Genomic DNA, 22,109 nt, shown 5'->3' with positions numbered 1-22,109 from the left:
CCACATCCAAGCTGCAAGGCGGCAGATTTTGAGGCGGTACTTTTGATGACTACGCCCGCCTTCACCGACGTGGGCTTGCCCACACAGCCCGCCGTGGTCTTCTTGCACGGCGTGGGTGGCGGCCGACACGGCTGGGCTGCGCAGCAAGCGCATGTGGCCGCCTTGGGTTGGCGCAGTCTGGCCTGGGACATGCCCGGTTATGGCGACAGCCCCATGGTCAGCCCTTATGACTTCGCGCACTTGGCGCAAGCCCTCTGGCAGATGCTGGACGCGGCGCACATCGACCAAGCCGTGTTGGTGGGCCACAGCATGGGGGCCATGGTGGCCCTGCAGGCCTGGACGCAAAAGCCTGAGCGCATCCGTGGCCTGCTGCTGGCCGCCAGCAGCCCGGCGTTTGGTCACAGCGACGGTGATTTTCAAAAGCAGTTTTTGGCGCAACGCCTGGCCCCGCTGGACGCGGGTAAAACCATGGGCGACATCGCGGGCAAGCTGATCCCCAGCATGGCCGCGCCCGGTGGCGATGCGCTCCGGCTCAAGTCGGCACACCAAAGCATGTCGGCCGTGCCACCCGCCACCTACCGCGCCGCCCTGCATGCGCTGGTGCAGTTTGAGCAACGCGCCGCTTTGCCCACCCTCTCTGTGCCCGTGCTGTGCCTGGCCGCCGAGCATGACCGCACCGCCCCGCCCGCCGTGATGGAGAGGATGGCGCAAAAGATCCCCGGTGCGCGCTACGCCTGCCTGGCCGGAGCTGGGCATTTGCTGCATTGCGAACAGCCCGAGGCGTTCAACGCCGAACTCGACAAATTTCTGAAGGACGTGAAACCATGACCGACGTGCAAGCCCCCTCCCAACCAGACGTCATGCCCATCTGTGGCGACGACTACCCCCTGACCGAGAAGCAGCAAAAGCTGATGGCACTGGCACGGCAACTGGGCCGTGAGAAATTCGCCCTACGTGCCGCGCAGCTCGACCGCGACGCCCAGTTTCCGTTTGCCAACTACGGCGACATGCGCGACTCGGGCCTGCTGGCCCTGTGCGTGCCCGAAGCGCATGGCGGTCAAGGTGCCGATTACGCGACGTATGCGATGGTGTCGGCCGAGATCGGTCGCTACTGCGGCGCGACCGCGCTGACTTTCAACATGCATGTTTGCACCATGCTGTGGAGCGGCTTGCTGTCCGAAGACCTGGACATGACGCCCGAGCAACGCGCCTCACACCGCACGCACCAGGCCACGCACTTTGCGCGGGTGGTGAAGGACGGCGCGATTTACGCACAACCATTTTCAGAAGGCGGCGCTGCCGCCTCAGGCGCGCAACCCTTTGGCACCCTCGCCGTCAAGGTCGATGGCGGCTGGAAGATCAATGGCAAAAAAATCTTCGCCTCCCTGTCCGATGCGGCCGATTACTTTGGCGTGCTCTGCACCGAGAAAAAAGAGGGTGCTGATCTGTCGCGCCGCGACACGCTGTACCTGGCCATCCCCCGCACCGCGCCGGGTCTGACGATCGAAGGCGCTTGGGACCCGCTGGGCATGCGCGCCACCGTGTCGCGCAACTTGATCTTCAATGACGTGTTCGTGCCCGACGACGCAGCGCTCATGCCGCAGGGCCTTTACTTCCAAGCGGCCAGCCGCTGGCCGCACATGTTCATGACGCTCTCACCCACCTACATGGGCATCGCGCAAGCGGCGTATGACTTCACGGTGGCCTATCTGCGAGGCGAAATTCCGGGCACGGGCCCCGTCAAGCGCCGCCAGTTCGCCACCAAGCAGATCGCCGTGGCCGAGATGTTCATCAAGCTCGAGCAGACCCGCAACCTGTTCTTGCGTGCCATTGAAGACGCCAAGGTCGATCCAGCCAAGTCCACCCGCCTGCGGGCCTACGCCGCGCAGTACACCATCATGGAAAACGCGCAAGACATCGCCCGTTTGGCCATCCGCACCTGCGGCGGTCAGTCCATGCTCAAAAGCCTGCCGCTCGAGCGCCTGTACCGCGATGCACGTTGCGGCTCGCTCATGCTGCCCTGGACGGCCGAGCTGTGCATGGACCGCATCGGCCGCGAAGCGCTGTACGAACCTGGCGAAAAAGACGAGTGATGGTGGGCGACGAAACCAGCCCCCTCGCGGCGCGCTTTGCGCAGCTGGCGCAAGACTGCGGCACGCAGCCCGCCATGACCTTCCGGGGCGATGAGCGCAAAGCCACCCAGACGGGTGACAGCACCTTCGCTTACGACTTTGCCAAATTCTGGCGGCGCGTGGCACGCGTCACCGCGCACCTGCAGTCCACCTGGGGCGTGCAGCCGGGCGAGCGCGTGGCCTGGCTCGGCTTCAACCACGAGCTGCAACTGGTCACGCTGGTGGCCTGCGCCCGTTTGGGTGCGGTGTTCTTGCCGCTCAACTTTCGCTTGGCCGTGCCCGAGCTGCAGCAGGTCATGCAAGACGCCCAGCCGCGCCTCTTGGTGCACGACAGCCACCATGCCGATACAGCCCGTGCGCTGCAAGGGGCCGACCTGCAGCACACCCACCACGACAGCCTGATCGCGACCGCTTCGCCGCGCGAACTGCCGCGGCCTGCCGTCCATGGCGAGCTGCCGCTGCTGCTCGTCTACACCTCTGGCACCACGGGCGTGCCCAAGGGGGCGGTGCACACGCAAGCGGCGCTGCTGGCCAATGCCCGCGCCAGTGCTTGGGCGCATCACTTTGCCCCCGGCGACAAAGTGCTGTCCACCTTGCCGATGTTCCATGTGGGCGGCCTGTGCATCCAGACCTTGCCTGCGCTGCTGGCCGGTGTCGAGGTGGTGCTGCACCCCCGCTTTGACCCCACGGCTTGGCTGGACGAAATGCACACCAGCCGCCCCACGCTGTCGCTCTTGGTGCCCGCCACCATGCGCGCCGTGTTCGAACACCCGCGCTGGGCCGACACCTCGCTGGCCAGCCTGCGCGGCATCATGACCGGCTCGTCCACCGTGCCTGTGGCTTACCTTGAAACCCTGCATGCGCGCGGCGTGCCCGTCGGGCAGGTCTATGGCACCACCGAAACAGGCCCGGTGTCCATCGTGCTGCGCCTGCCGGACGCCATGGCCCGCGTGGGCGCTTCGGGCTGGCCGCAACCTGAGGCGCAGGTCAAACTGATCGACGCCCAAGGGCAGGAAGTGGGCCCGGGTGAGACGGGCGAAGTCTGCATCCGCGCGGCCAACCTGATGCGCGGCTACTGGTGTGCCAACGGCAAGTCCCACACGGGTCTGCAGGACGGTTGGTTCCACTCGGGTGACCTGGGCCAGCGCGCCGAAGACGGCTGCATCACCATCGTGGGCCGCAGCAAGGACATGATCATCTCGGGCGGCGAGAACATCTACCCGGCCGAAATCGAAAACCAGCTCGTCACCTTGCCCGGTGTGGCCGACAACGCGGTGGTCGGCGTGGCCGATGCCCGCTGGGGCGAAGTGCCCGTGGCGGTGTTGGTGCGCAGCCCCGACGCTGCAGGGCAAGCCCTGAGTGAACCCGCGGTGCTGGCCCATCTGCAGTCGCGCATTGCGCGCTTCAAGTTGCCGCGCCGCGTGGTGTTCATGGACAGCCTGCCCAAGAGCGCTTTGGGCAAGGTGCAAAAGCCCGCTTTGCTGGCCCTTTTGACCGGGACAAACCCTTAAAAACCACCCCTTTCTTCGCCTGCGTGACAGCGTTGTCACACCTGCATGGCATCATCATCCAATGCATCAAAACAAGGAGATACGCATGGTTCAGCTGTCACGCCATTTCACTCGCCGCCCGGTTCTGGGCATGGCGGCCGCAGTTCTGTTGTCGACCACGTCTTTGGCCTGGGCGCAAACCGCCTGGCCCAACAAACCGGTCAAGATCGTGGTGCCTTTTGCACCCGGTGGCACCACCGACATCCTGGCCCGTGCCATCGCCCCTGATTTGGCCAAAGCCTTTGGCCAGCAGTTCGTGATCGAAAACAAGGGCGGCGCAGGCGGCAACCTGGGGGCCGAACAAGTGGCCAAATCGGCAGGCGACGGCTACACCCTGCTCATGGGCACCGTGGGCACGCACGGCATCAACCGCGCCCTGTACGCCAAGCTGCCCTACGACCCCTTCAAAGACTTTGCCCCCATCACCCTCGTGGCGGGTGTGCCCAACGTGATGGTGGTCAACGCCGAAAAAGCCGCCGCCAACAAAATCAACAGCGTCAACGATTTCATCAAATACGCCAAAGCCAACCCTGGCAAACTGAACATGGCGTCGAGCGGCAACGGCACCTCCATCCACTTGGCGGGCGAGTTGTTCAAGTCGCAAACTGGCACCTTCATGGCGCACATCCCATACCGCGGCTCCGGCCCGGCCTTGCTCGATTTGGCGGGCGGCAGCATGGACGTGATGTTCGACAACCTGCCCTCGGCCATGCAGCTCATCAAGGCGGGCAAACTCAAGGCCTTGGCCGTGACCAGCGCCCAACGCTCGGCCGCTTTGCCCGACTTGCCTACCGTGGAAGAAGCGGCTGGCCTCAAAGGCTTTGAAGCCAGCAGCTGGTTCGGTTTGCTGGCTCCGGCAGGTACGCCTGCCGATGTGGTCAGCCGCATCCAGCAAGAAGTCGCCAAGTCATTGGCCTCTCCTGCCATGAAAGAGCGCCTGGCCACCTTGGGGGCCATCCCCAGCGGCAACACGCCGGCACAGTTTGCCGCGCTGATTGACGCCGAGCACAAGAAGTGGGCCGAGGTCGTCAAAGCCTCGGGCGCCAAGGTCGACTGATGGCCTGGTTTGAAGGCTTCGAACGGCATACGCGCACGGTGGCGGGCTTGCCCGTGTGCTTTCGGCAATCGGCCGATTGGGCGGCGCAAGCGCACCTGCCTGTGCTGGTGCTGCTCCACGGCTTTCCGCAAACCCATGTCATGTGGCACCGCGTTGCGCAAAACCTGCGCGGCCGTTACCGCCTGGTGATGCCCGACCTGCGGGGCTACGGCGACTCGTCGCACGCCGTGGGCGACGCCGAGCACGCGCACTACAGCAAACGCGCCATGGCGCAAGAAGTGGTGGACTTGCTCGACGCGCTGGGCGTGGGCGATTTCTTTCTGTGCGGTCACGACCGGGGTGGCCGCGTGGCGCACCGTTTGGCGCTGGACCATGCCCAACGCGTCAAGAAGTTGTGCGTCATCGACATCGCGCCTACGTTTGACATGTACAGCGGTTTTTGGGGCCCATTGCCGGGTCAAACCCCTGAGGTCTCCGGCCCGGTGGCCGACCCGTACTTTGCGTTTGCAAAGGCCTACTACCACTGGTTCCACCTGGCGCAGCCTGCGCCCTTGCCCGAGTTCATGATCGGCGGCAACCCCAAGGCCTATCTGCACGCCAAGCTGGGCGGCTGGGGCAGCCAAGGCATGGGCTACATCGAGCCTGAAGCCTTGGCCGAATACGAACGCGCCTTTTGCAACCCCGCACTCAACGACCAAGGCTGGTCCGCCGCCATCCACAGCGCGGCCGAGGACTACCGTGCCAGCGCGGGCATTGACCTGCAGCACGACTTGGAGGGCCGAGAGCGCGGCGACAAAATCGCGTGCGACACGCTGGTTCTGTGGGGCAGTCGGGGCGTGGTCAACCGCATGTTCAAACCGGTTGCGTTGTGGCAAGCGCAGTGCGCTGGCCAAGTGGCAGGCCAGGTCTTGGCCTCTGGTCACTTCATCCCAGAAGAACTGCCCGAAGCCACCAGCGACGCGCTGGCGCAGTGGATGGTTTGATGTTTCAGGCGCGACGCCCCCGTCGCGACCAGCGCACAGGGGTGAACGGCCAGGCGCTCAAGCCCCGCAGCACTTTTTGTATTTTTTACCGCTGCCGCAGCTGCAAACATCGTTGCGGCCGGGCGTGGCTTCCTTGATCACCTGGGCCACGCGGGGCCCGATGTTGCGCCAGATCTCGCGCAGGTCGTACACCGCCCACAGCGCTTCGCCGTAGGCGTTCAGGCGGTTTTCGCTCACGCTGGGGGGGCCGTCTTCTGACAGGGCCGACAAGGTGGGCACATCGGTGTCGTCTTCGCTCAAGGCAACGACCGCTTCAAGCGACAGGTCGTGCCACTTGGCCGCGTCTTTGTCTTTCGGGGTGGCCCATTCGTCGGGCCAGTTTTCCACCGCGAACATGAAGCCCAGTGCCCACACCTGCGCAAACGACGGGATCTCGCTGTCTTCAATCTCTTCACGCTCTTCAGGGGGCAATGACGCGATCGCGCCGCGCACATCCATCACTTCGGGCGCATAAGCCTGGTCGTCGTCCAGCGCTTGCACAGGCGTGTCGAGTGCGAGCTTGATTTCGTCAAAGCGGCGCTGCCACAAAGCCATGAACTGCTGGCGCTGGGCGTCGTCGGCAAAGCTGCCGCCCTCGGCTTCGTCCGGGTCAATGCCCAGCAGCATGGGCAGCCACTCGCTGTCGGGAATGGCGCGGCGGCAGCACACGAGCGCGGCCATGAAGCCCTCGCAAAACTCCCACTGCGGCGTTTCTTCAAAACGCTCGCGCAGGTCGTCCAGGATGTTGTCCAGGGTGTCAAAGTCTTCGGCTTCCAAGCCAGCGGTGGTGTTCATGCGGTGTTCCTGTTGAATCCGAGGATTGTAGAAGGGGCGTTGCGCCGCTGTGCCTCAGCCCACGCAGTGCTCGGCTGCCCCGTGGGAGCGAGCCCCTGCTCGCGAATGTCTGCCGTGGCCACACAGGGCATTCGGCCGCAGGGGCGGCCTCCCACTGAACAGCCGATGGGCCCGTTGTCAGGAGACGGTCGGGTTCAGCACCACGCCGCAGCGCGCCAAGCGTTTTTTCATGCACAGCACCTGCGCGTCTTTGCTGTGCAGGGCGGCGGTGTGCTGCACGGCCAGGTCGATGAATTTTTGGTCGTCGGCGTCTTTGCAGGCGTAAGGGGCTTTGGGCGCGTCGGGCTGCAGTTGGGCCCAGCGGTCAAAGTGGTCCAGCACCGCGCTGGCGGGCAGTTGGCGGTGCGTCAGGCGTTTGGCGATTTGTGGGTAAGCCAGCACACGGGCCAGTTCTTCGCGCATGGCGGCGGTGGCCAGCCACTGCGTGCGGCCGCTCTGCACGCTGTTGCGCAGCGCTTGGGCTTGGGGTTCGTCAAACACCCACAGGTCGAGCACGATGTTGGTGTCCAGCACGCGGCGTGTCGGGGCTTGAGCCCCGTCTGCGACCGGACCTTCACACAGGAGGGTGTCCACCTCAAGGTTCAGCACAGGGCCCCGCGCCAAACTCATGTCGCAGACGTTGCCGATGTATCGGGGCTGCCGGGGCCTTCGCTGGGTGTGCGCTTCAAGCTGCCTTTGACCATGTCAAAGCGGAACAGGCGGCATTCGATGGGGCCGTTCCACATGGGCACGCGGCGCGATTCTTTCAGGCGCATTTTGCTGGGCAGCTTCAGGTCGGGCGTGAGCATCCAGGCGCTCCAGCCGCTGTAGTTTTTCTTCCAGTGGCTGGCCAGTTGGGCAAAGAAGTCGCCGCCATCATCGGTTTGGGCGGTTTCGCGGTGGTGGCTGGGGTCTGCGGCGCGGGAATGTGCCAGCGCACCCGGCTGGAAGTTCTCGCGCCCACGCCCGGCCACACCGGCTGCGGCGATGCGCTCGCCATAAGGCGGGTTGAGCAGCATGACGCCGGGCGTCTCGCTGGGCGGCATGCGTTGCAGGGCGTCGCCGCCCCGCAATTCGATCACGCCCGAGACGCCTGCGCGTTCGGCGTTGCGCTCGGCAAAGTCGACCATGCGGAAGGCCACATCGCTGCCAAAGATCGGCGCGGTGGGTTCGTGTTCGAGGTCGCGGGCTTCTTCGATCAGGCCTTGCCAAACGTGGTTCTGGAAGGGCAGCAATTTCTCGAAACCAAAGCGGCGTTGCAAACCGGGGGCGATGCCGCAAGCGATTTGTGCCGCCTCGATCGGGAGGGTGCCGCTGCCGCAGCAAGGGTCGTACAGGGGCACGGCGGCATCCCAGCCACTGGCCGCGATCATGGCGGCGGCCAAGGTTTCTTTCAGCGGCGCGTCGCCCTTGTCGGTGCGCCAGCCGCGTTTGAACAGCGGCTCGCCCGAGGTGTCGATGTAGAGCGTGGCTGTTTCGGGCGTCAGGTGCGCGTAGATGCGCACATCGGGCCAGGTGGTGTCGACGCTGGGGCGCTCGCCGCGCTTGTGGCGGAAACGGTCGGCCACCGCGTCTTTGATTTTGAGCGCTGCAAAGTTCAGGCTGGTCAGCGGGCTGTGTTGCGCGGTGATGTCGATCTTGAAGGTTTGCTTGGGGGTGAACCAGATTTCCCAGGCCACCTCGCTGGCGGCGTTGTACAGGTCGTTTTCGTTGCGGTAGTCGGTGACCGACAGCTGCACCAGCACGCGCTGGGTCAGGCGGCTGTGCAGGTTGATGCGCAGGGCGTCGCGCCAAGAGGCGCGGGCCATCACGCCGCCACGCCCAGTCATCAGGTCGTGGCCGGTCAGGCCCGTGATGGCGTGGACCTCGTCGGCCAAGAAGCCCTCAACGCCAGCGGCGCAAGGCATGAACAGGTTCAATGAATTCACTCAAATACTCTCAAAGGGTTTTGCGCAGGTTCGCAGGCGCGATCTTCAGGGCTTCGCGGTACTTGGCCACGGTGCGGCGTGCGCAGTCGATGCCTTGCTCTTTCAGCATCTCGGAAATCTGGTTGTCCGACAGGGGTTTGGCGGGTTTCTCGGCGGCGACAAACTGCTTGATGAGCGCCCGCACGGCGGTGCTGGACGCGGCGCTGCCGCTGTCGGTGCCCAGGCCCGAGCCAAAGAAATACTTCAGCTCAAACGTGCCTTGCGGCGTGGACATGTATTTGGCCGTGGTCACACGGCTGATGGTCGACTCGTGCATGCCCAGCTCGTCCGCGATCTCGCGCAGCACCAGCGGGCGCATGGCCAGCTCGCCGTGCATCAAGAAGTTTTTCTGGCGCTCCACGATGGCGGTGGACACGCGCAAGATGGTGTCAAAGCGCTGCTGGATGTTCTTGATGAACCAGCGCGCTTCTTGCAAGCGCTGCTGCAAACCCGCGTGCGACGAGCCTTTGCTGCCGCGCAGGGCGTTGGCATAGATGTCGTGCACGCGCAGTTTGGGCATCACATCCGGGTTGAGCTGGATGCGGAATTTGGGCGTGGCGGTCTTGCTGGTGTTCACCACCAACACATCGGGGATGATGATGTTTTGCTCGGCCTGCACAAAGGGTCGGCCGGGCTTGGGTTCGAGTCGGGCGATGAAGGGGATGGCGGCTTTGACGACGGCTTCTTCCAGGCCGCACGACACGGCCAGGCGCTTGAAGTCGCGTTTGGCCAGCATGTCCAGGGGTTGCTTGCAAATGGCCAGCGCAGCTAGGGCCACTTCATCTTGCGGATCGTCTTGGAGCCAGGCCTTGATTTGGATGCGCAGGCATTCGGCCAAATCGCGAGCGCCCACACCCACAGGCTCGAGCGATTGCAGCAAGCCCAGCGCCACGGTGAAGCGGTGCACCAGCTCGTCCAGTTGCTCGTAGTCGTCGCTGCCCGCAAGAGCTGCCGCCAACTCGGACAGGGGCTCGGTCAGGTAGCCGTCGTCGTTGAGCGACTCGATCAGAAAGCGCAGTGCGGCGCTGTCCACCTCGGACAGGCGCAGCGACAGCGCTTGGCGGTGCAAAAAGTCGGTCAGGGACCCGCTGCTGCGGGCCAGGTCGATGGCGTCGGCGGTTTCTTCGCCGTTGTTTTGCCGTGGCCCAGCGTCGCCGCCCCATTCACTGTCGTCGGGGCGCATGTCCACGCTGCCGTCGCCGTCCCAGCTTTCGGCCACGTCGGTGACGGCTTCGTCGCGGGTTTCGCTGGGGCCGTCATCGCTGCTGCTGGCCGTGCTGGCGCTTTCACTGACGCGGTCGCCCAGGCTCACACGGGTGTCGGTTTGGTCCAGGCCAAAGGCCTCCATGGGGGCTTCTTCTTCGCTGCGCTCCAAGAAAGGGTTGTCGTCCAGCATCTGGTCGACCTCTTGTGACAACTCCAGCGTGGACAGTTGCAGCAGGCGGATCGATTGTTGCAACTGGGGCGTGAGCGCCAGGTGCTGGGACATGCGAAGCGACAGACCGGGTTTCATGGCTGTGCTTTCTTGGGGTAAGCGAACATTAGGCGGTGCATCACATTCGGAAGTGTTCGCCCAAGTACACCCTGCGTACCTCGGGGTTGGCCACAATGTCTTCGGGTGTGCCCTCGGCCAGCACACGTCCCTCACTGATGATGTAGGCGTGGTCGCAAATGCCCAGCGTTTCGCGCACGTTGTGGTCGGTGATGAGCACGCCGATGCCGCGTTGCTTGAGGAAGGCGATGATGCGTTGGATCTCGATCACGGCGATCGGGTCAATGCCCGCAAAAGGCTCGTCCAGCAAAATGAAACGCGGGTCCGTGGCCAAGGCGCGGGCAATCTCGACCCGGCGGCGCTCGCCCCCCGATAGCGCCACGGCAGGCGAGTCGCGCAGGTGCTCCACGCGCAGATCGGCCAACAAATCGCTCAGGCGTTTTTCGATCGCTTCGGACGACAAGGCTTGGCCTTGCGCATCGGTTTGCAGCTCCAAAATGGCACGCACGTTTTGCGCCACCGTGAGCTTGCGAAAAATCGACGCCTCTTGGGGCAAGTAGGACAAGCCCATGCGCGATCGCTTGTGGATGGGCATGCGCGTGACGTCTGCACCGTCGATCAGGATTTGTCCGCCATCGCCGCGCACCAGGCCGACAATCATGTAAAAGGAAGTGGTTTTGCCTGCGCCATTGGGGCCCAGCAGACCCACCACCGCGCCTTTTTCAACTTGCACCGACACATCGTGCACCACCTTGCGGCTGCCATAGGCTTTCTTCAGGTGGTGCGCCACCAAGCTGCTGTTGATGACGGGTGCACTCATGGCTTTTTGCCTTCGGTTGCGCTGGGGTTGACCCGCAAGGCCGGCAGCGCCGAGTGGGGCGCTGGTGGTGCCGTGACCGGGGTGGTTTTGCGGGGGGTCAGCACGGCCCGCACACGTTGGTCACGCGGGTCTGTGGGTTTCGTGCCTGGCGCAGGGCGGTCCACCGTCATCACTTCGGTGGTGTTGTTGAACACAATTTTTTGTCCTGTGATCTGGTCGGCCAAAACCGTGCCGCGCAAGATGCGCAATTCGGCCCGCTGCACCAAGGTCACCACGTCGGCTTGGCTGTCGTACGTCACCATTTCGCTTTCACCTTCGGTGAATTCGTCCACGCCTTCGCGCTTTTGCCGAAAGAACACGCGTTCATTGGGCTCAGCCCAAATTTGCGCGATTTGCTGGCCATTTTTGTCTTGTTGCACTTCCATCCGAGCACCGCGCAAGACCATGGTGCCTTTGAAGGCCACCACCTTGCCCGTGAAGTGGGTCAGCAGGTTTTTTTCGTCGTGACGCATGGCGTCTGCTTCGATCAGCAAGGGCTTGTCGCGGTCGGCTTTTTCGGCCCAAGCAGGCATGCCAAGAACACTCATCCCTAAGGCAAAAAGGCCGATGGCGTGGCGTATGGTGATTGAGGGCATGAATCTTGCTGAAGAATTTGTTGGGATTGTAGGGGCAAGCGCGGTCGGATCGGCCTCTGCGCCGGCGGTGAGGCCATAAAAAAAGCCCGGCCAAACAGGCGCTTGGACGGGCTGGGGCTGCGCGGGTGTCCGCGTGAAAAAGCCAATCAGCTTTGTTTTTTGGGCGCTGAGGCCGGGACGGGGGCGGCGCGCGACTGAGCGATCAGGGATTCGGCCACTTTCAGGGCCCGCTCCATGCTGCCCGCCAAGGTGCCATCGATGTAGTAACGGCCCGCCACACCCAGCGAGGGCACGCCTTCCACCTTGAAGTCGTTTTGCAGTTGCACGGCACGCTTGAGTTTGCTGGCCACGCCAAAGGACTTGTACACCTCGTTGAACTTGGCCTTGTCCACGCCTTGTTTTTCAGCCCACGCCAGCACGCTGGCGTCGGTGTTGAGCATCAGCTTTTCCACATGGATGGCGGCGAACACCTTGGGGTGCAGCGTTTCCATCAGGTTCATGGCCTCGATGGTGAAAAACAAGCGCTGCTGTGGGGCAAAGTCATCGCGGAAAGACACCGGAATGCGGCGGACCATCACATCTTTGGGCGCATTTTTGACCCACTGGGCAAAGCTGGGCTCAAACATATTGCAATGGGGGCAGCTGTACCAAAAGAACTCGATCAGCTCGATTTTTCCGGTGCCAGACTCGGTGGCCACGGGGCGATCCAAGGTCAGGTAGTCCTTGCCGGAGCGGAAAAGCGCAGCCTGGGCCCAGGCCAAAGGGGCGCTCAACCAAGTGCTGGCGGTCACGGCCAAGGTGGCAAACAAACGGCGTTTCATGTCGGTACTCCAAAAAGAAGGGTCACGGGTTCAGCGTTGAACGCGCACCAAGGTGTTTTCGAGGCCACTGCCTTCCAGGCGGGTGCGGATGCGTTCTGCGGCGGTTTTGTCCGAAAAAGGTCCCAAGCGTACGCGATAGACGGTGCGGCCAGCTTGGTCCCGTTCAGAAACCTTGGCGTCCAAGCCCATCAAGGCGAGCTTGGCTTTCTGGGCGTCGGCGTCCGCCAGGGTCCGGTAGGCCCCCACTTGGATCACGTAGTCAAACGGGTCCGCCGCATTGCCCGCGGCAGCGGGTGTGGACAGGCCCGACTTGGACTTGGCCAAGTCACCCAGCGGGTCTGCGGTGACGGCTGGACGGGCTTCGGGCTTGGGCGTGTCCGAAGCCGTTTTGCCGGCATCACCTGGGTTGGTTTTGTCGGCACCTGCCTCTTTGCTGGCTGGCGAGGTGGCGGCGGGCGTGGTTGGCGCCTCTGCGGGAGGCTTGGCTTGGAACACGCTGTTGGGGTTCCAATCTTTGTTCTTTTGCGTTTCCTGCACGTCTTGGTCGGTGGTGCGGGGCTGGTTTTTGTTGGAAAACGGTGTGGGCACCTTGGTCACATAAACGGCCACGGCCAAGGCCACGCCCAGGCCCAGCACCAAACCGATGATGAAACCCAGAAAAGTACCGCCGCGTTGGCTGTGGAGTGGCATGTCCCGTCCCTTTACATTTTTTGCGGGGCTGACACGCCCAGCACTTGGAGGCCATTGCGCAGCACCTGTGCGGTCGCTGCCACCAAGGCCAGGCGGGCTTGCTTGAGCGCTTGGTCGTCCACCAAAATGCGCTCGGCGTCGTAGTAGCTGTGGTACAGCGAGGCCAGGTCGCGCAGGTAAAACGTCACGTCGTGTGGCGCGAAGTCGGTGGCGGCAGACGTCAGCATCTCGGGGTACTTGGCCAGGGCCAGCATGAGCGCGTGGGCTTGCGGGCTTTGCAGTGGCGACAGGTCGACTTGGGCCAGCTGGGTCACATCACCCCCGTCTTTTTCCTTCCATGCCGCCAGCACCGAGCAGATGCGGGCATGGGCATATTGAACGTAATACACCGGGTTGTCGTTGTTCTGGGCCAGGGCCAGATCGATGTCGAAGATGTATTCGGTGTCGGGCTTGCGTGAGAGCAAGAAAAAGCGCACCGCGTCCTTGCTGGTCCACTCGATCAGGTCGCGCAAGGTGACATAACTGCCCGCCCGCTTGGAGATCTTGACCTCCTCGCCGCCGCGCATCACGCGCACCATGGTGTGCAGCACGTAGTCGGGGTAGCCCTCGGGGATGCCCACGCCTGCGGCCTGCAGGCCCGCGCGCACGCGGGCAATCGTGCCGTGGTGGTCGGTGCCCTGGATGTTGACCACACGGGTGAAGCCGCGTTCCCACTTGGCGATGTGGTAGGCCACGTCAGGCACAAAGTAGGTGTAGGTGCCGTCGCCCTTGCGCATGACGCGGTCTTTGTCGTCGCCGTAGTCGGTGGATTTGAGCCACAGCGCACCGTCTTGTTCGTAGGTCTTGCCCGCGTCCTTGAGCTTTTGCACGGCCGCATCGACCCTGCCGCTGGTGTACAGGCTGGACTCGAGGTAGTAGTTGTCAAAGCGAACGTCAAAGGCCTTCAAGTCCAGGTCTTGTTCACGGCGCAAATAGGCCACGGCGAACTCGCGCATGCCGTCCACGTCGTTCACATCGCCGCTGGCCGTGCAGCTGCGGTCGTCGGACTGCACGGTTTTGCCTGCCAGAAAGTCGTTGGCGATGTCCTGGATGTAGTCGCCGTTGTAGAACGCTTTGCTCTCGGGGTTGTCGGGGTCGGTGGGCCAAGTCGCATCGCCGGGCTGGATGCCTTGCGCCCGCATGTGTGTGCTCTTGGCCAAGGTGCCAATTTGCACGCCCGCATCGTTGTAATAGAACTCGCGGTAGACCTGTTGGCCTTGCGTGGCCAGCAAATTGCAAATCGCGTCGCCCAATGCGGCTTGGCGGCCGTGGCCGACATGCAGGGGGCCGGTGGGGTTGGCCGACACAAACTCGACCAGCACTTTGTCGGCCTTGGCGGGCTGATCGCCAAAGCACTCGGCCGCTTGCAGCACTTCGTGCACCACGGCCTGCTTGGCCGCGTCTTTCAGGCGGATGTTGATGAAGCCCGGCCCTGCCAGCTCAATGGCGTCGACCCAGCGCTCAAAAGCCGGGGTGGCCAGCAGTGCTTCGCGCAGGGCTTCACCCAATTGCCGGGGGTTTTGCTTGAGGGCTTTGGCCAGTTGCATGGCCGCCGTGCAGGCCAAGTCGCCATGGGCTGCCACTTTGGGCGATTCGAAGGCCGCGCGTGCGCCCGCACCGGGTTGAAGTTTGTCGAGTTCAGCGGCCAGGGCCGTGAGCAATTGGTGTTTGGCAGAAAGCATGGGGGGATTTTACGGGGCTGCGGTTTGCCAGTAACCGGGTTGCGCGTAATGGTGTTTCAGGTGGTCAATCCAGAGCCGCACGCGCAGCGGCAAATGCTTGCGCTGAGGGAAGACCACGAATATGCCGTTGGGCGGGGCCGCAAAGTCCTCCAGCACCGCCACCAACTGGCCTGATCGGATTTCGCCCTCCACCTCCCAGGTGCTGCGCCAAGCGATGCCATAACCGGCCAGGCACCAGTCGTGCAACACCTGTCCGTCCGAGCAGTCGAGTGGTCCCCCTGGGCGCAAGTGGACCACGCCTTGGCCATCTTCTGCCGGGTTGCGAAAGGCCCAACCGCGCGTTTGTGAGGCGTCGCTCGACAAAGTCAGGCAGTCGTGCTGCAGCAAGTCGGACGGCTGGGTCGGGGTGCCGCGCCGGGCCAGATAGGCGGGCGTGGCCACGCACAGGCGGCGGTTATCGGCCATGCGCACACTGACCAGGGAGCTGTCGGGCAGGTCGCCCACGCGCACGGCGCAGTCAAAACCCTCGGCGGCCAGGTCCACCACCCGGTCGCTCAGGTTCAGCGAAATCGACACATCGGGGTGCAGTTCGCGAAAGCGCGGCACCAGTGGGGCCACATGGCGCCGGCCAAACCCGGCCGGCGCGGTGATGCGCAAATGCCCACTGGCTTTGACGCCACCGGCCGAGACGCTGGCTTCGGCATTGGCCACATCGGACAGCAAGCGCTGGCAATCTTCCAGAAAAGCGCTGCCTTCGTGCGTCAGGGTGATGCGCCGTGTGGTGCGCACCAGCAGCTTCACGCCCAGGTTTTCTTCCAGCGCATCGAGCCTGCGCCCGATGATGGCTGGGGCCACGCCCTCGGCCCGGGCTGCAGCGGTCAGGCTGCCTTTGGTGGCAACCGAAACAAAGGTTTCGAAGGCTTTGAGCTTGTCCATGCGACCCGATTATGCGGGTTCAAGGTTGCAATGCCGCTGTTGCGATGCGGGATTGGTGCGCGTGAATGCGTGTTTTGCCGGTTTTTTGGGGGAGCACCCCCCTGTGCGCGAACGCGGGTGGACCGCAGCCGCCGACATCGGCCACAAAGGCGACCTGCACCCGTGTCAACGCAGGCGGCCAGCCCAGCCCTTGGGCAAGCCCGCTTCGGGCGTCATGCCGTAGAGCGGCTCGCCGGGCAGACCGGCTTTCAGGGGCGCGCGTGCGGCCATGAGTTTGTCCAGGTCAATGCCGGTGGACACGCCCATGGCCTCCAGCATGAACACCAGGTCTTCGGTCACCACATTGCCCGAAGCACCTGGGGCGTGCGGGCAGCCGCCCAAACCGCCCAAAGAGCTGTCAAAGGTGCGCACGCCCGCCTCGTAAGCGGCCAGCGCATTGGCCAGGCCCAGGCCCCGGGTGTTGTGCAGGTGGGCCGAGCCCGTGAGGGGGCCGATTTCCTGAAACATGCGTTTGAAGAGACGGCTGACCTGCGCCGGGTTGGCCATGCCGGTGGTGTCGGACAGGCCGATTTCGTCCACACCCGCCTCGGCCAAGCGGTGGGCCAGGCGCAGCACATCGTCTTCGGGCACGGCCCCTTGCAGCGTGCACCCGAAAGCGGTGGACAGGCCGACTTCGACGGGCACGCCGGGCGCTGTGTCCTTGCGCAGGCGCAAGACCGCCTTGACCTCTTCGACCATGGCTTCGGGTGCTTTGCGCACATTGGCCATGGAGTGCGCCGGGCTGACCGACACCGGCAAGGTGAGCTTTTGCGCCCCCGCTTGCAGCGCGGCTTGCGCGCCACGCAGGTTGGGGACCAGGGCCATGGTGCGCACGCCGGTGTGGCGCAGCGCATGCTGCACCACCGCCGCGGCATCGGCCATTTGCGGCAGCAGCTGAGCGGGCACAAAGGAGGCGACTTCAATTTCGCGCAGGCCCGCCGCCGCGAGTGCATCGATCCAGCGCAGCTTGTCGGCAGTGGGCATGGTGGCTTTGACCGATTGCAGGCCATCGCGCGGGCCCACTTCGCTGATCAGGACCTCAGGGGCATGAATGCGTGTCATGACCCCATTAGACCGCAGTGGATTTGTGCGCAAAAGTCATGGGTTTATGGCTTTCGAGCGTGTTTATCTGCATCCAAACTTAGAATAAAGTCCTTCAACGCGCCGTGGTGTCGTGGGCTTTGCCTTCTGACCGCCATGCCCTGACGGTATCCCCCTGATTTTTTCAACATCCTTTCGAGGTTTCCATGACTGCACGCACCGCGATTCACAACCTGCAAGTGGCCAACCCGCTGCTGAGCTTCATCAACGACCAGATGCTGCCCGCCACAGGCGTGGACAAAGACAAGTTCTGGAAAGGCTTCAACGACATCGTGGCCGACTTGGCCCCGAAAAACATCGCCTTGTTGGCCGAGCGTGACCGCATCCAAACCGCCATGGACGCATGGCACACCGCCAACCCCGGCCCGGTGTCAGAGGGCAAGGCCATGAAGGCTTACCGCAAACACCTGAGCCAAATCGGCTACTTGGTGCCCGAGCCCAAGAACGCCCAAGCCATCACCGCCAATGTGGACGCCGAGTTGGCCAAGCTGGCCGGCCCCCAGCTGGTGGTGCCGATTTTGAACGCACGCTACGCCCTCAACGCCGCCAACGCCCGTTGGGGCAGCTTGTATGACGCGCTGTACGGCACCGACGCGATCAGCGAAGCCGATGGCTGTGAAAAAGGCTCGGGCTACAACCCCCAACGCGGCGCCAAAGTCATCGACTACTGCCGCCATGTGCTCGACCGCACAACCCCGCTCAAGACCGGCTCGCATGTGGGCAGCAAGGGCTACGCCGTCAAAGCAGGCAAGCTGGTCGTGACCCTGGCCAATGGCAAGAGCACCACGCTGGCCCACGCCAAGCAGTTCGTGGGCTACACGGGCTCCGCATCAGCCCCCGCCTCCGTGCTGTTCGTGCACAACGGCATCCACCTGGACCTGCAAATCAACAAAAACACCCCCATCGGCAAAACCGACCCGGCTGGCGTGTCGGACCTGATTGCCGAGAGCGCTTTGTCCACCATCCTCGATTTGGAAGACTCGGTCGCCGCTGTGGACGCGGACGACAAAGTGCTGGCCTATGCCAACTGGCTGGGCATCTTGCAAGGCACGCTGAGCGAAGAGGTGCAAAAGGGCGGCAAGACTTTCACCCGCACCATGAACGGTGACCGCGAATACACCAAGCCCGCAGGAAAGGGCACCGTCAAGCTGCACGGCCGCTCGCTCATGTTTGTGCGCAATGTGGGTCACCTGATGACCAACCCCGCCATCCTCTACAAAGCCGCCGACGGGAGCATGAAAGAGATCCCTGAGGGCATCTTGGACGCCATGGTCACCGTGACCTGCGCCTTGGTGGACTTGCAGAAAAAAGCCTCGCACCCCCTGCGCAACAGCCGCACCGGCAGCGTCTACATCGTCAAGCCCAAAATGCACGGCCCGGCCGAAGTGGCCTTTGCTGACGAGCTGTTTGGCCGTGTGGAAAAAGTCATCGGCATGAAGCCTTCCACCGTGAAGCTGGGCATCATGGACGAAGAGCGCCGCACCAGCGCCAACTTGAAAGCCTGCATCGCCGCCGCCAAGAGCCGCGTGGCCTTCATCAACACCGGCTTTTTGGACCGCACAGGCGACGAAATGCACACCTGCATGCTGGCCGGCCCCGTCATGCGCAAGGGCGACATCAAGAACAGCACCTGGTTGGGCGCTTACGAGAAGAACAACGTCAATGTGGGCCTGGCCTGTGGCCTGCGTGGCCGCGCCCAGATCGGCAAAGGCATGTGGGCCATGCCCGACCTGATGGCCGACATGCTCAAGGCCAAAATTGGCCACCCCCTGGCCGGTGCCAACACCGCTTGGGTGCCCAGCCCCACAGCCGCCACGCTGCACGCCATGCACTACCACCAGGTGGACGTGCCTGCACTGCAAAAGCAGATGGAAAAAGCCGTGGCCAAGCAAGACGCCAAAGTGCTGCGCGAAAACACCCTCAACGCTTTGCTGCAGTTCCCGGTGGTGGCCAAAGACGCGGCCAACTGGTCGGCTGAGGACAAGCAAAAAGAACTCGACAACAACGCCCAAGGCATCTTGGGTTATGTGGTGCGCTGGGTTGACCAAGGCGTGGGCTGCTCCAAAGTGCCCGACATCAACGGTGTGGGCCTGATGGAAGACCGCGCCACCTTGCGCATCAGCAGCCAGCACATGGCCAACTGGATGCAGCACGGCGTGGTGACCGAAAAGCAAGTCAAGCAAACCATGGAGCGCATGGCCGCTGTGGTGGACGCGCAAAACGCGGGCGACGCGGCTTACCAGCCCATGGCGGGCAACTTCGCCAAGTCGGCGGCTTACAAAGCGGCTTGTGACCTGGTCTTCAAAGGCAAGGCGCAGCCCAGCGGCTACACCGAGCCCTTGCTGCACGCCTGGCGTTTGAAGGTCAAGGCGGCCTGAAAACGCAGTGGCCGCAGACGGTCCGATGCTTGAAAACGGCTCCTTCGGGAGCCGTTTTGCTGTGCTGGATGAAAATGGTGTTTTTGAGGAGGGCGCGATGCGCTGGATTGACCGGATACCGATGTTGTGGCTGGCGGGCATTGCCGTTTATTTGGCCGGCGCCCCGTTTGTGCCCGAGCCGCATTTGGTCGAGAAGTGGCGCATGCTCTTGGACGGCACCTTGGGCAAGCCCATCGATGTCTTTGATTTTTTCTTGCACACCACCCCTCTGGTGGTCTTGTTCATCCGCTTGTGGCGTGAGGCGCAGCGTCGCCGCCAAGCCAAGGACTGAGCGGTGAACGCCATGACGCCAACTGCCTTAGACCCTTGCCGCTGCCCCTTGTGCGGGCAGCCCAACGCTTGCGCCATGGCCGCACCCCAATTGGGGGCTGCACCCAACGGGCCGTGTTGGTGCACGCGGGTTCAGTTCAGCGCCGATGTGTTGAAGCGAGTGCCCGAAGCGGCCCGCAACAAGGCCTGCATTTGCGCGGCCTGTGTGGCGGCGTCCGCGCCGCCACCTCAAGGCCAACGCCAAGGCCAAGGGGCATGAGCCTGGCCCAAGGCCCCCACAGCCTGCAGGCACTGCAAGTGCGTTATGGCGAGCGGCATCGCTGGTTGCTGCTGCTGTCGGTCATGCTGGGCTCCATGGCGGCGGTGATGTCGTCCACCATCATGAACGTGGCCATCCCCGACATGAGTGCGCACTTCACGCTCGGCCAAAGCCGCGTGCAGTGGGTGACCTCGGGCTTCATGGTGGCCATGACGGTGTCCATGCTCACCACGCCTTGGCTGCTGTCACGCTACGGTTACCGACGGGTGTACGAGGTGTGCATGTGGCTGCTGCTGGGCGGCGGTGTGGTGGGGGGCCTGGCCAACGACTTCCCTTGGGTTTTGGCGGCACGTGTGGCCGAAGGTCTGGCCGCGGGGGTGGTGCAGCCCATACCGGCCATCATCATCTTGCGGGCCTTTGCCTCGCACGAGCAGGGCCGCGCCAGCGGCTTTTTTGGCATGGGTGTGGTGCTGGCTCCGGCCATTGGCCCCAGCATTGGCGGCGTGCTGGTCGATGTGTTCGGCTGGCGTTCGATCTTTTTCATGGTGGTGCCGCTGGCCATGGTGGCGCTGTGGTTGTCGCGCCGCTATGTCCCCACCTCGGCCCCGGGGGGTGTGCAGGCCGATGCGGGCAGCCCCGGCCTGGACTGGGTCGGGCTGGCGCTGGCCAGCGCCTCGACCCTGATGCTGCTCAATGGCTTGGTGCAGCTGCGCGGCGACGACCACACGCTGGCCGTGGCCTTGCTGGCGCTGGCGGGCGTGGGCATGGCGTTGTTTGTGGCCTGGCAGCGGCATTTGTTGCAGCCCCGTGGGCGCAAGCGCCGCGCAGCTTTGCACCGAAATGGCCCAGCGGTTCGGCAAGTCCGCCCGGTGCCGCGTGGCCCGCTCATGAACCTGCAGGTGTTTGGCCACCGCCATTTCGCCATGGGGGCGCTGGTGTCTTTCACCTACGGCATTGCGCTGTTTGGTTCGACCTATTTGCTGCCGGTCTACATGCAGATGGGCCTGGGTCTGTCGCCGTCCTACATTGGCGCGGCCCTGTTGCCGGCGGGCATTTTGCTGGCCGTGACCATTGCGGCGGTGGGGCGTTGGTCGCACCGCATGCCGCCCGCCCATTGGGTGAGTTGGGGCCTGGCTTTGCTGGCGCTGTCGTTCGCGCTCATGCCTTGGGTCCGCCCGGCGGCGGGCTTGGCGCTGCTCTGGGTCTTGGTGATCTTGGGGCGCATTGGCCTGGGTTTCATCTTGCCTTCGCTCAATCTGGGCGCGATGCGGGGCTTGCCCAAAGACCTGATCCCGCAGGCGTCGAGCGTGATTGGTTTTGTGCGCATGTTGGGCGGGGCGGCCGGCGTGAGCATTTGCGCCATCGTGCTGGAGTGGCGACTGGCGGTGTATGCCTTGTCCGCCACCGGACCGGGCAGCGCCGATTTGCGGGCCTTCAACGAGACCTTTGTGTTTTTGGCGAGCATGACCGCCTTGGCCCTGTTGGCTGCATGGAAAATGGGTGAAGCCCCAACGATGGACAAGAAAGACTGAACCATGTGCCAACTGCTCGGCATGAACTGCAACACCCCCACCGATGTGACCTTCAGCTTCAGCGGCTTTGCGCAGCGGGGCGGCATCACCGACCACCACAGCGACGGTTGGGGCATCGCCTTTTTTGAAGGCCAGGGCGTGCGCCATTTTGTGGACCACCAAAGTGCCAGCAGTTCGCCTGTGGCGGAATTGATTCGGCGCTATCCGATCAAAAGCCGCAACGTCATCGCCCACATCCGCAAAGCCACGCAGGGCGAGGTGAGTCTGGAAAACTGCCACCCCTTTGTGCGCGAACTGTGGGGGCGCTACTGGGTGTTTGCGCACAACGGGAATTTGGCGGACTACGCACCGCGCCTGCACGGCAGTTTCAAGCCGGTGGGGCAAACCGACAGCGAGCGGGCGTTTTGCTGGCTCATGCAAGAGCTGGCCAAGTCGCACGCCAGCGTGCCCAGCGTGGCAGAACTCGCTTGCACCTTGCGCGAGTTGGTGCCGCAAATTGCCCAGCACGGCACCTTCAATTTTTTGCTCTCCAACGGTCAGGCCTTGTGGGCGCAAGCCAGCACGAACCTGCACTACGTGCTGCGCAGGCACCCCTTCAACCGAGCGACCTTGAGTGATGATGATCTGAGCGTGAACTTTGCCGAGCACACCCGCGAGACCGATCGCGTGGCAGTGGTGGTGACGGCGCCCTTGACCACCGACGAGGCCTGGGTGGCGTTTGAGCCGGGGCGCTTGTACACCTTTGAGGGTGGGGAGCTGAGGGATTGAGTCCGTCAAACGCTCGGATGCCCCA

General features: G+C 63.7%; 21 protein-coding genes. 10 read left to right on the top strand and 11 right to left on the bottom strand.

All coding sequences use genetic code 11. From position 1 onward, the window contains the following. The first annotated feature begins 45 nt into the window (after positions 1–45). From B9Z31_RS06455 to B9Z31_RS06435, 5 genes are all read left to right on the top strand, one after another. A complete protein-coding gene (locus tag B9Z31_RS06455) occupies positions 46–828 on the top strand; it encodes an alpha/beta fold hydrolase (protein ID WP_100118712.1) in 783 nt (260 codons plus the stop codon). Next, positions 825–2,093: an acyl-CoA dehydrogenase family protein gene (locus tag B9Z31_RS06450; RefSeq protein WP_369804653.1), complete on the top strand. Its 1,269-nt coding sequence runs from the start codon at positions 825–827 to the stop codon at positions 2,091–2,093. The genes B9Z31_RS06455 and B9Z31_RS06450 overlap by 4 nt, the downstream gene beginning before the upstream one ends. Continuing rightward, positions 2,093–3,643 (top strand): class I adenylate-forming enzyme family protein, encoded by a 1,551-nt coding sequence (locus B9Z31_RS06445; RefSeq protein ID WP_100118711.1) that lies wholly within the window; start codon positions 2,093–2,095, stop codon positions 3,641–3,643. Before B9Z31_RS06450 ends, B9Z31_RS06445 begins: the two co-directional genes overlap by 1 nt. Before the next feature lie 130 nt (positions 3,644–3,773). Beyond that, positions 3,774–4,739 carry a tripartite tricarboxylate transporter substrate binding protein gene (locus B9Z31_RS06440; protein ID WP_100118710.1) on the top strand — a complete coding sequence of 322 codons (966 nt, stop codon included), beginning with the start codon at positions 3,774–3,776 and terminating at the stop codon, positions 4,737–4,739. Further along, a complete protein-coding gene (locus tag B9Z31_RS06435; RefSeq protein ID WP_100118709.1) occupies positions 4,739–5,722 on the top strand; it encodes an alpha/beta fold hydrolase in 984 nt (327 codons plus the stop codon). The genes B9Z31_RS06440 and B9Z31_RS06435 overlap by 1 nt, the downstream gene beginning before the upstream one ends. A 57-nt stretch (positions 5,723–5,779) precedes the next feature. Here the strand turns inward: B9Z31_RS06435 and B9Z31_RS06430 are convergent, their stop codons facing one another. The 11 genes from B9Z31_RS06430 to B9Z31_RS06380 all read right to left on the bottom strand — a co-directional run bounded on the left by B9Z31_RS06430 (position 5,780) and on the right by B9Z31_RS06380 (position 16,778). Beyond that, positions 5,780–6,556, bottom strand: a complete 777-nt coding sequence (locus B9Z31_RS06430) for a YecA family protein (protein ID WP_100118708.1) — start codon at positions 6,554–6,556, stop codon at positions 5,780–5,782. Positions 6,557–6,733: 177 nt separating this feature from the next. Continuing rightward, positions 6,734–7,225, bottom strand: coding sequence for a putative toxin-antitoxin system toxin component, PIN family (locus tag B9Z31_RS06425; RefSeq protein ID WP_369804650.1), 492 nt, complete (start codon positions 7,223–7,225; stop codon positions 6,734–6,736). After that, positions 7,222–8,523, bottom strand: coding sequence for a class I SAM-dependent RNA methyltransferase (locus B9Z31_RS06420; protein WP_199174445.1), 1,302 nt, complete (start codon positions 8,521–8,523; stop codon positions 7,222–7,224). Before B9Z31_RS06420 ends, B9Z31_RS06425 begins: the two co-directional genes overlap by 4 nt. Positions 8,524–8,533: 10 nt before the next feature. Then, complete coding sequence (locus tag B9Z31_RS06415; protein WP_100118707.1) at positions 8,534–10,075, bottom strand: RNA polymerase factor sigma-54; 1,542 nt, start codon at positions 10,073–10,075, stop codon at positions 8,534–8,536. Between the two features lie 40 nt (positions 10,076–10,115). Further along, positions 10,116–10,874 carry an LPS export ABC transporter ATP-binding protein gene (gene lptB / locus B9Z31_RS06410; RefSeq protein WP_100118706.1) on the bottom strand — a complete coding sequence of 253 codons (759 nt, stop codon included), beginning with the start codon at positions 10,872–10,874 and terminating at the stop codon, positions 10,116–10,118. Continuing rightward, entirely contained in the window at positions 10,871–11,509 is a 639-nt protein-coding gene (gene lptA, locus B9Z31_RS06405; RefSeq protein WP_199174444.1) for a lipopolysaccharide transport periplasmic protein LptA, read from the bottom strand. The genes lptB and lptA overlap by 4 nt, the downstream gene beginning before the upstream one ends. Positions 11,510–11,655: 146 nt before the next feature. After that, positions 11,656–12,330, bottom strand: coding sequence for a thiol:disulfide interchange protein DsbA/DsbL (locus tag B9Z31_RS06400; protein WP_100118704.1), 675 nt, complete (start codon positions 12,328–12,330; stop codon positions 11,656–11,658). A gap of 30 nt (positions 12,331–12,360) precedes the next feature. Beyond that, on the bottom strand, positions 12,361–13,020 hold the full coding sequence (locus B9Z31_RS06395) for an SPOR domain-containing protein (RefSeq protein ID WP_100118703.1): 660 nt from the start codon (positions 13,018–13,020) through the stop codon (positions 12,361–12,363). Positions 13,021–13,031: 11 nt separating this feature from the next. Further along, the gene (argS, locus tag B9Z31_RS06390) at positions 13,032–14,741 is read right to left on the bottom strand and encodes an arginine--tRNA ligase (protein ID WP_100118702.1); all 1,710 of its coding nucleotides are present in this window, start codon (positions 14,739–14,741) and stop codon (positions 13,032–13,034) included. Between the two features lie 9 nt (positions 14,742–14,750). After that, the gene (locus tag B9Z31_RS06385) at positions 14,751–15,677 is read right to left on the bottom strand and encodes a LysR family transcriptional regulator (RefSeq protein WP_100118701.1); all 927 of its coding nucleotides are present in this window, start codon (positions 15,675–15,677) and stop codon (positions 14,751–14,753) included. A gap of 165 nt (positions 15,678–15,842) precedes the next feature. Next, a complete protein-coding gene (locus B9Z31_RS06380) occupies positions 15,843–16,778 on the bottom strand; it encodes a hydroxymethylglutaryl-CoA lyase (protein WP_199174443.1) in 936 nt (311 codons plus the stop codon). 185 nt (positions 16,779–16,963) lie between these two features. Here B9Z31_RS06380 and B9Z31_RS06375 point away from each other — a divergent pair, with 185 nt between their 5' ends. The 5 genes from B9Z31_RS06375 to B9Z31_RS06355 all read left to right on the top strand — a co-directional run bounded on the left by B9Z31_RS06375 (position 16,964) and on the right by B9Z31_RS06355 (position 22,084). After that, positions 16,964–19,195, top strand: a complete 2,232-nt coding sequence (locus B9Z31_RS06375) for a malate synthase G (protein ID WP_100118700.1) — start codon at positions 16,964–16,966, stop codon at positions 19,193–19,195. A gap of 97 nt (positions 19,196–19,292) precedes the next feature. After that, positions 19,293–19,526: a hypothetical protein gene (locus B9Z31_RS06370; protein ID WP_100118781.1), complete on the top strand. Its 234-nt coding sequence runs from the start codon at positions 19,293–19,295 to the stop codon at positions 19,524–19,526. A gap of 12 nt (positions 19,527–19,538) precedes the next feature. After that, on the top strand, positions 19,539–19,784 hold the full coding sequence (locus B9Z31_RS06365; RefSeq protein WP_100118699.1) for a cysteine-rich CWC family protein: 246 nt from the start codon (positions 19,539–19,541) through the stop codon (positions 19,782–19,784). Continuing rightward, entirely contained in the window at positions 19,781–21,316 is a 1,536-nt protein-coding gene (locus B9Z31_RS06360) for an MFS transporter (RefSeq protein ID WP_100118698.1), read from the top strand. Before B9Z31_RS06365 ends, B9Z31_RS06360 begins: the two co-directional genes overlap by 4 nt. Positions 21,317–21,319: 3 nt before the next feature. Next, positions 21,320–22,084 (top strand): class II glutamine amidotransferase, encoded by a 765-nt coding sequence (locus tag B9Z31_RS06355; RefSeq protein WP_100118697.1) that lies wholly within the window; start codon positions 21,320–21,322, stop codon positions 22,082–22,084. Positions 22,085–22,109: the final 25 nt, after the last annotated feature.

Source organism: Limnohabitans sp. G3-2, from assembly GCF_002778275.1.
GTDB lineage: Bacteria > Pseudomonadota > Gammaproteobacteria > Burkholderiales > Burkholderiaceae_C > Limnohabitans_A.
Note: the sequence above shows the minus strand (reverse complement) of the source record. Positions and strands in the feature narration are given on the sequence as shown.

Coding starts and splice junctions, on each gene's coding strand:
- B9Z31_RS06455 (WP_100118712.1), top strand. CDS start 46: ATGACTACGCCCGCCTTCACCGACGTGGGCTTGCCCACACAGCCCGCC.
- B9Z31_RS06450 (WP_369804653.1), top strand. CDS start 825: ATGACCGACGTGCAAGCCCCCTCCCAACCAGACGTCATGCCCATCTGT.
- B9Z31_RS06445 (WP_100118711.1), top strand. CDS start 2,093: ATGGTGGGCGACGAAACCAGCCCCCTCGCGGCGCGCTTTGCGCAGCTG.
- B9Z31_RS06440 (WP_100118710.1), top strand. CDS start 3,774: ATGGCGGCCGCAGTTCTGTTGTCGACCACGTCTTTGGCCTGGGCGCAA.
- B9Z31_RS06435 (WP_100118709.1), top strand. CDS start 4,739: ATGGCCTGGTTTGAAGGCTTCGAACGGCATACGCGCACGGTGGCGGGC.
- B9Z31_RS06430 (WP_100118708.1), bottom strand. CDS start 6,556: ATGAACACCACCGCTGGCTTGGAAGCCGAAGACTTTGACACCCTGGAC.
- B9Z31_RS06425 (WP_369804650.1), bottom strand. CDS start 7,225: ATGAGTTTGGCGCGGGGCCCTGTGCTGAACCTTGAGGTGGACACCCTC.
- B9Z31_RS06415 (WP_100118707.1), bottom strand. CDS start 10,075: ATGAAACCCGGTCTGTCGCTTCGCATGTCCCAGCACCTGGCGCTCACG.
- lptB (WP_100118706.1), bottom strand. CDS start 10,874: ATGAGTGCACCCGTCATCAACAGCAGCTTGGTGGCGCACCACCTGAAG.
- lptA (WP_199174444.1), bottom strand. CDS start 11,509: ATGCCCTCAATCACCATACGCCACGCCATCGGCCTTTTTGCCTTAGGG.
- B9Z31_RS06400 (WP_100118704.1), bottom strand. CDS start 12,330: ATGAAACGCCGTTTGTTTGCCACCTTGGCCGTGACCGCCAGCACTTGG.
- B9Z31_RS06395 (WP_100118703.1), bottom strand. CDS start 13,020: ATGCCACTCCACAGCCAACGCGGCGGTACTTTTCTGGGTTTCATCATC.
- argS (WP_100118702.1), bottom strand. CDS start 14,741: ATGCTTTCTGCCAAACACCAATTGCTCACGGCCCTGGCCGCTGAACTC.
- B9Z31_RS06385 (WP_100118701.1), bottom strand. CDS start 15,677: ATGGACAAGCTCAAAGCCTTCGAAACCTTTGTTTCGGTTGCCACCAAA.
- B9Z31_RS06380 (WP_199174443.1), bottom strand. CDS start 16,778: ATGACACGCATTCATGCCCCTGAGGTCCTGATCAGCGAAGTGGGCCCG.
- B9Z31_RS06375 (WP_100118700.1), top strand. CDS start 16,964: ATGACTGCACGCACCGCGATTCACAACCTGCAAGTGGCCAACCCGCTG.
- B9Z31_RS06370 (WP_100118781.1), top strand. CDS start 19,293: ATGCGCTGGATTGACCGGATACCGATGTTGTGGCTGGCGGGCATTGCC.
- B9Z31_RS06365 (WP_100118699.1), top strand. CDS start 19,539: ATGACGCCAACTGCCTTAGACCCTTGCCGCTGCCCCTTGTGCGGGCAG.
- B9Z31_RS06360 (WP_100118698.1), top strand. CDS start 19,781: ATGAGCCTGGCCCAAGGCCCCCACAGCCTGCAGGCACTGCAAGTGCGT.
- B9Z31_RS06355 (WP_100118697.1), top strand. CDS start 21,320: ATGTGCCAACTGCTCGGCATGAACTGCAACACCCCCACCGATGTGACC.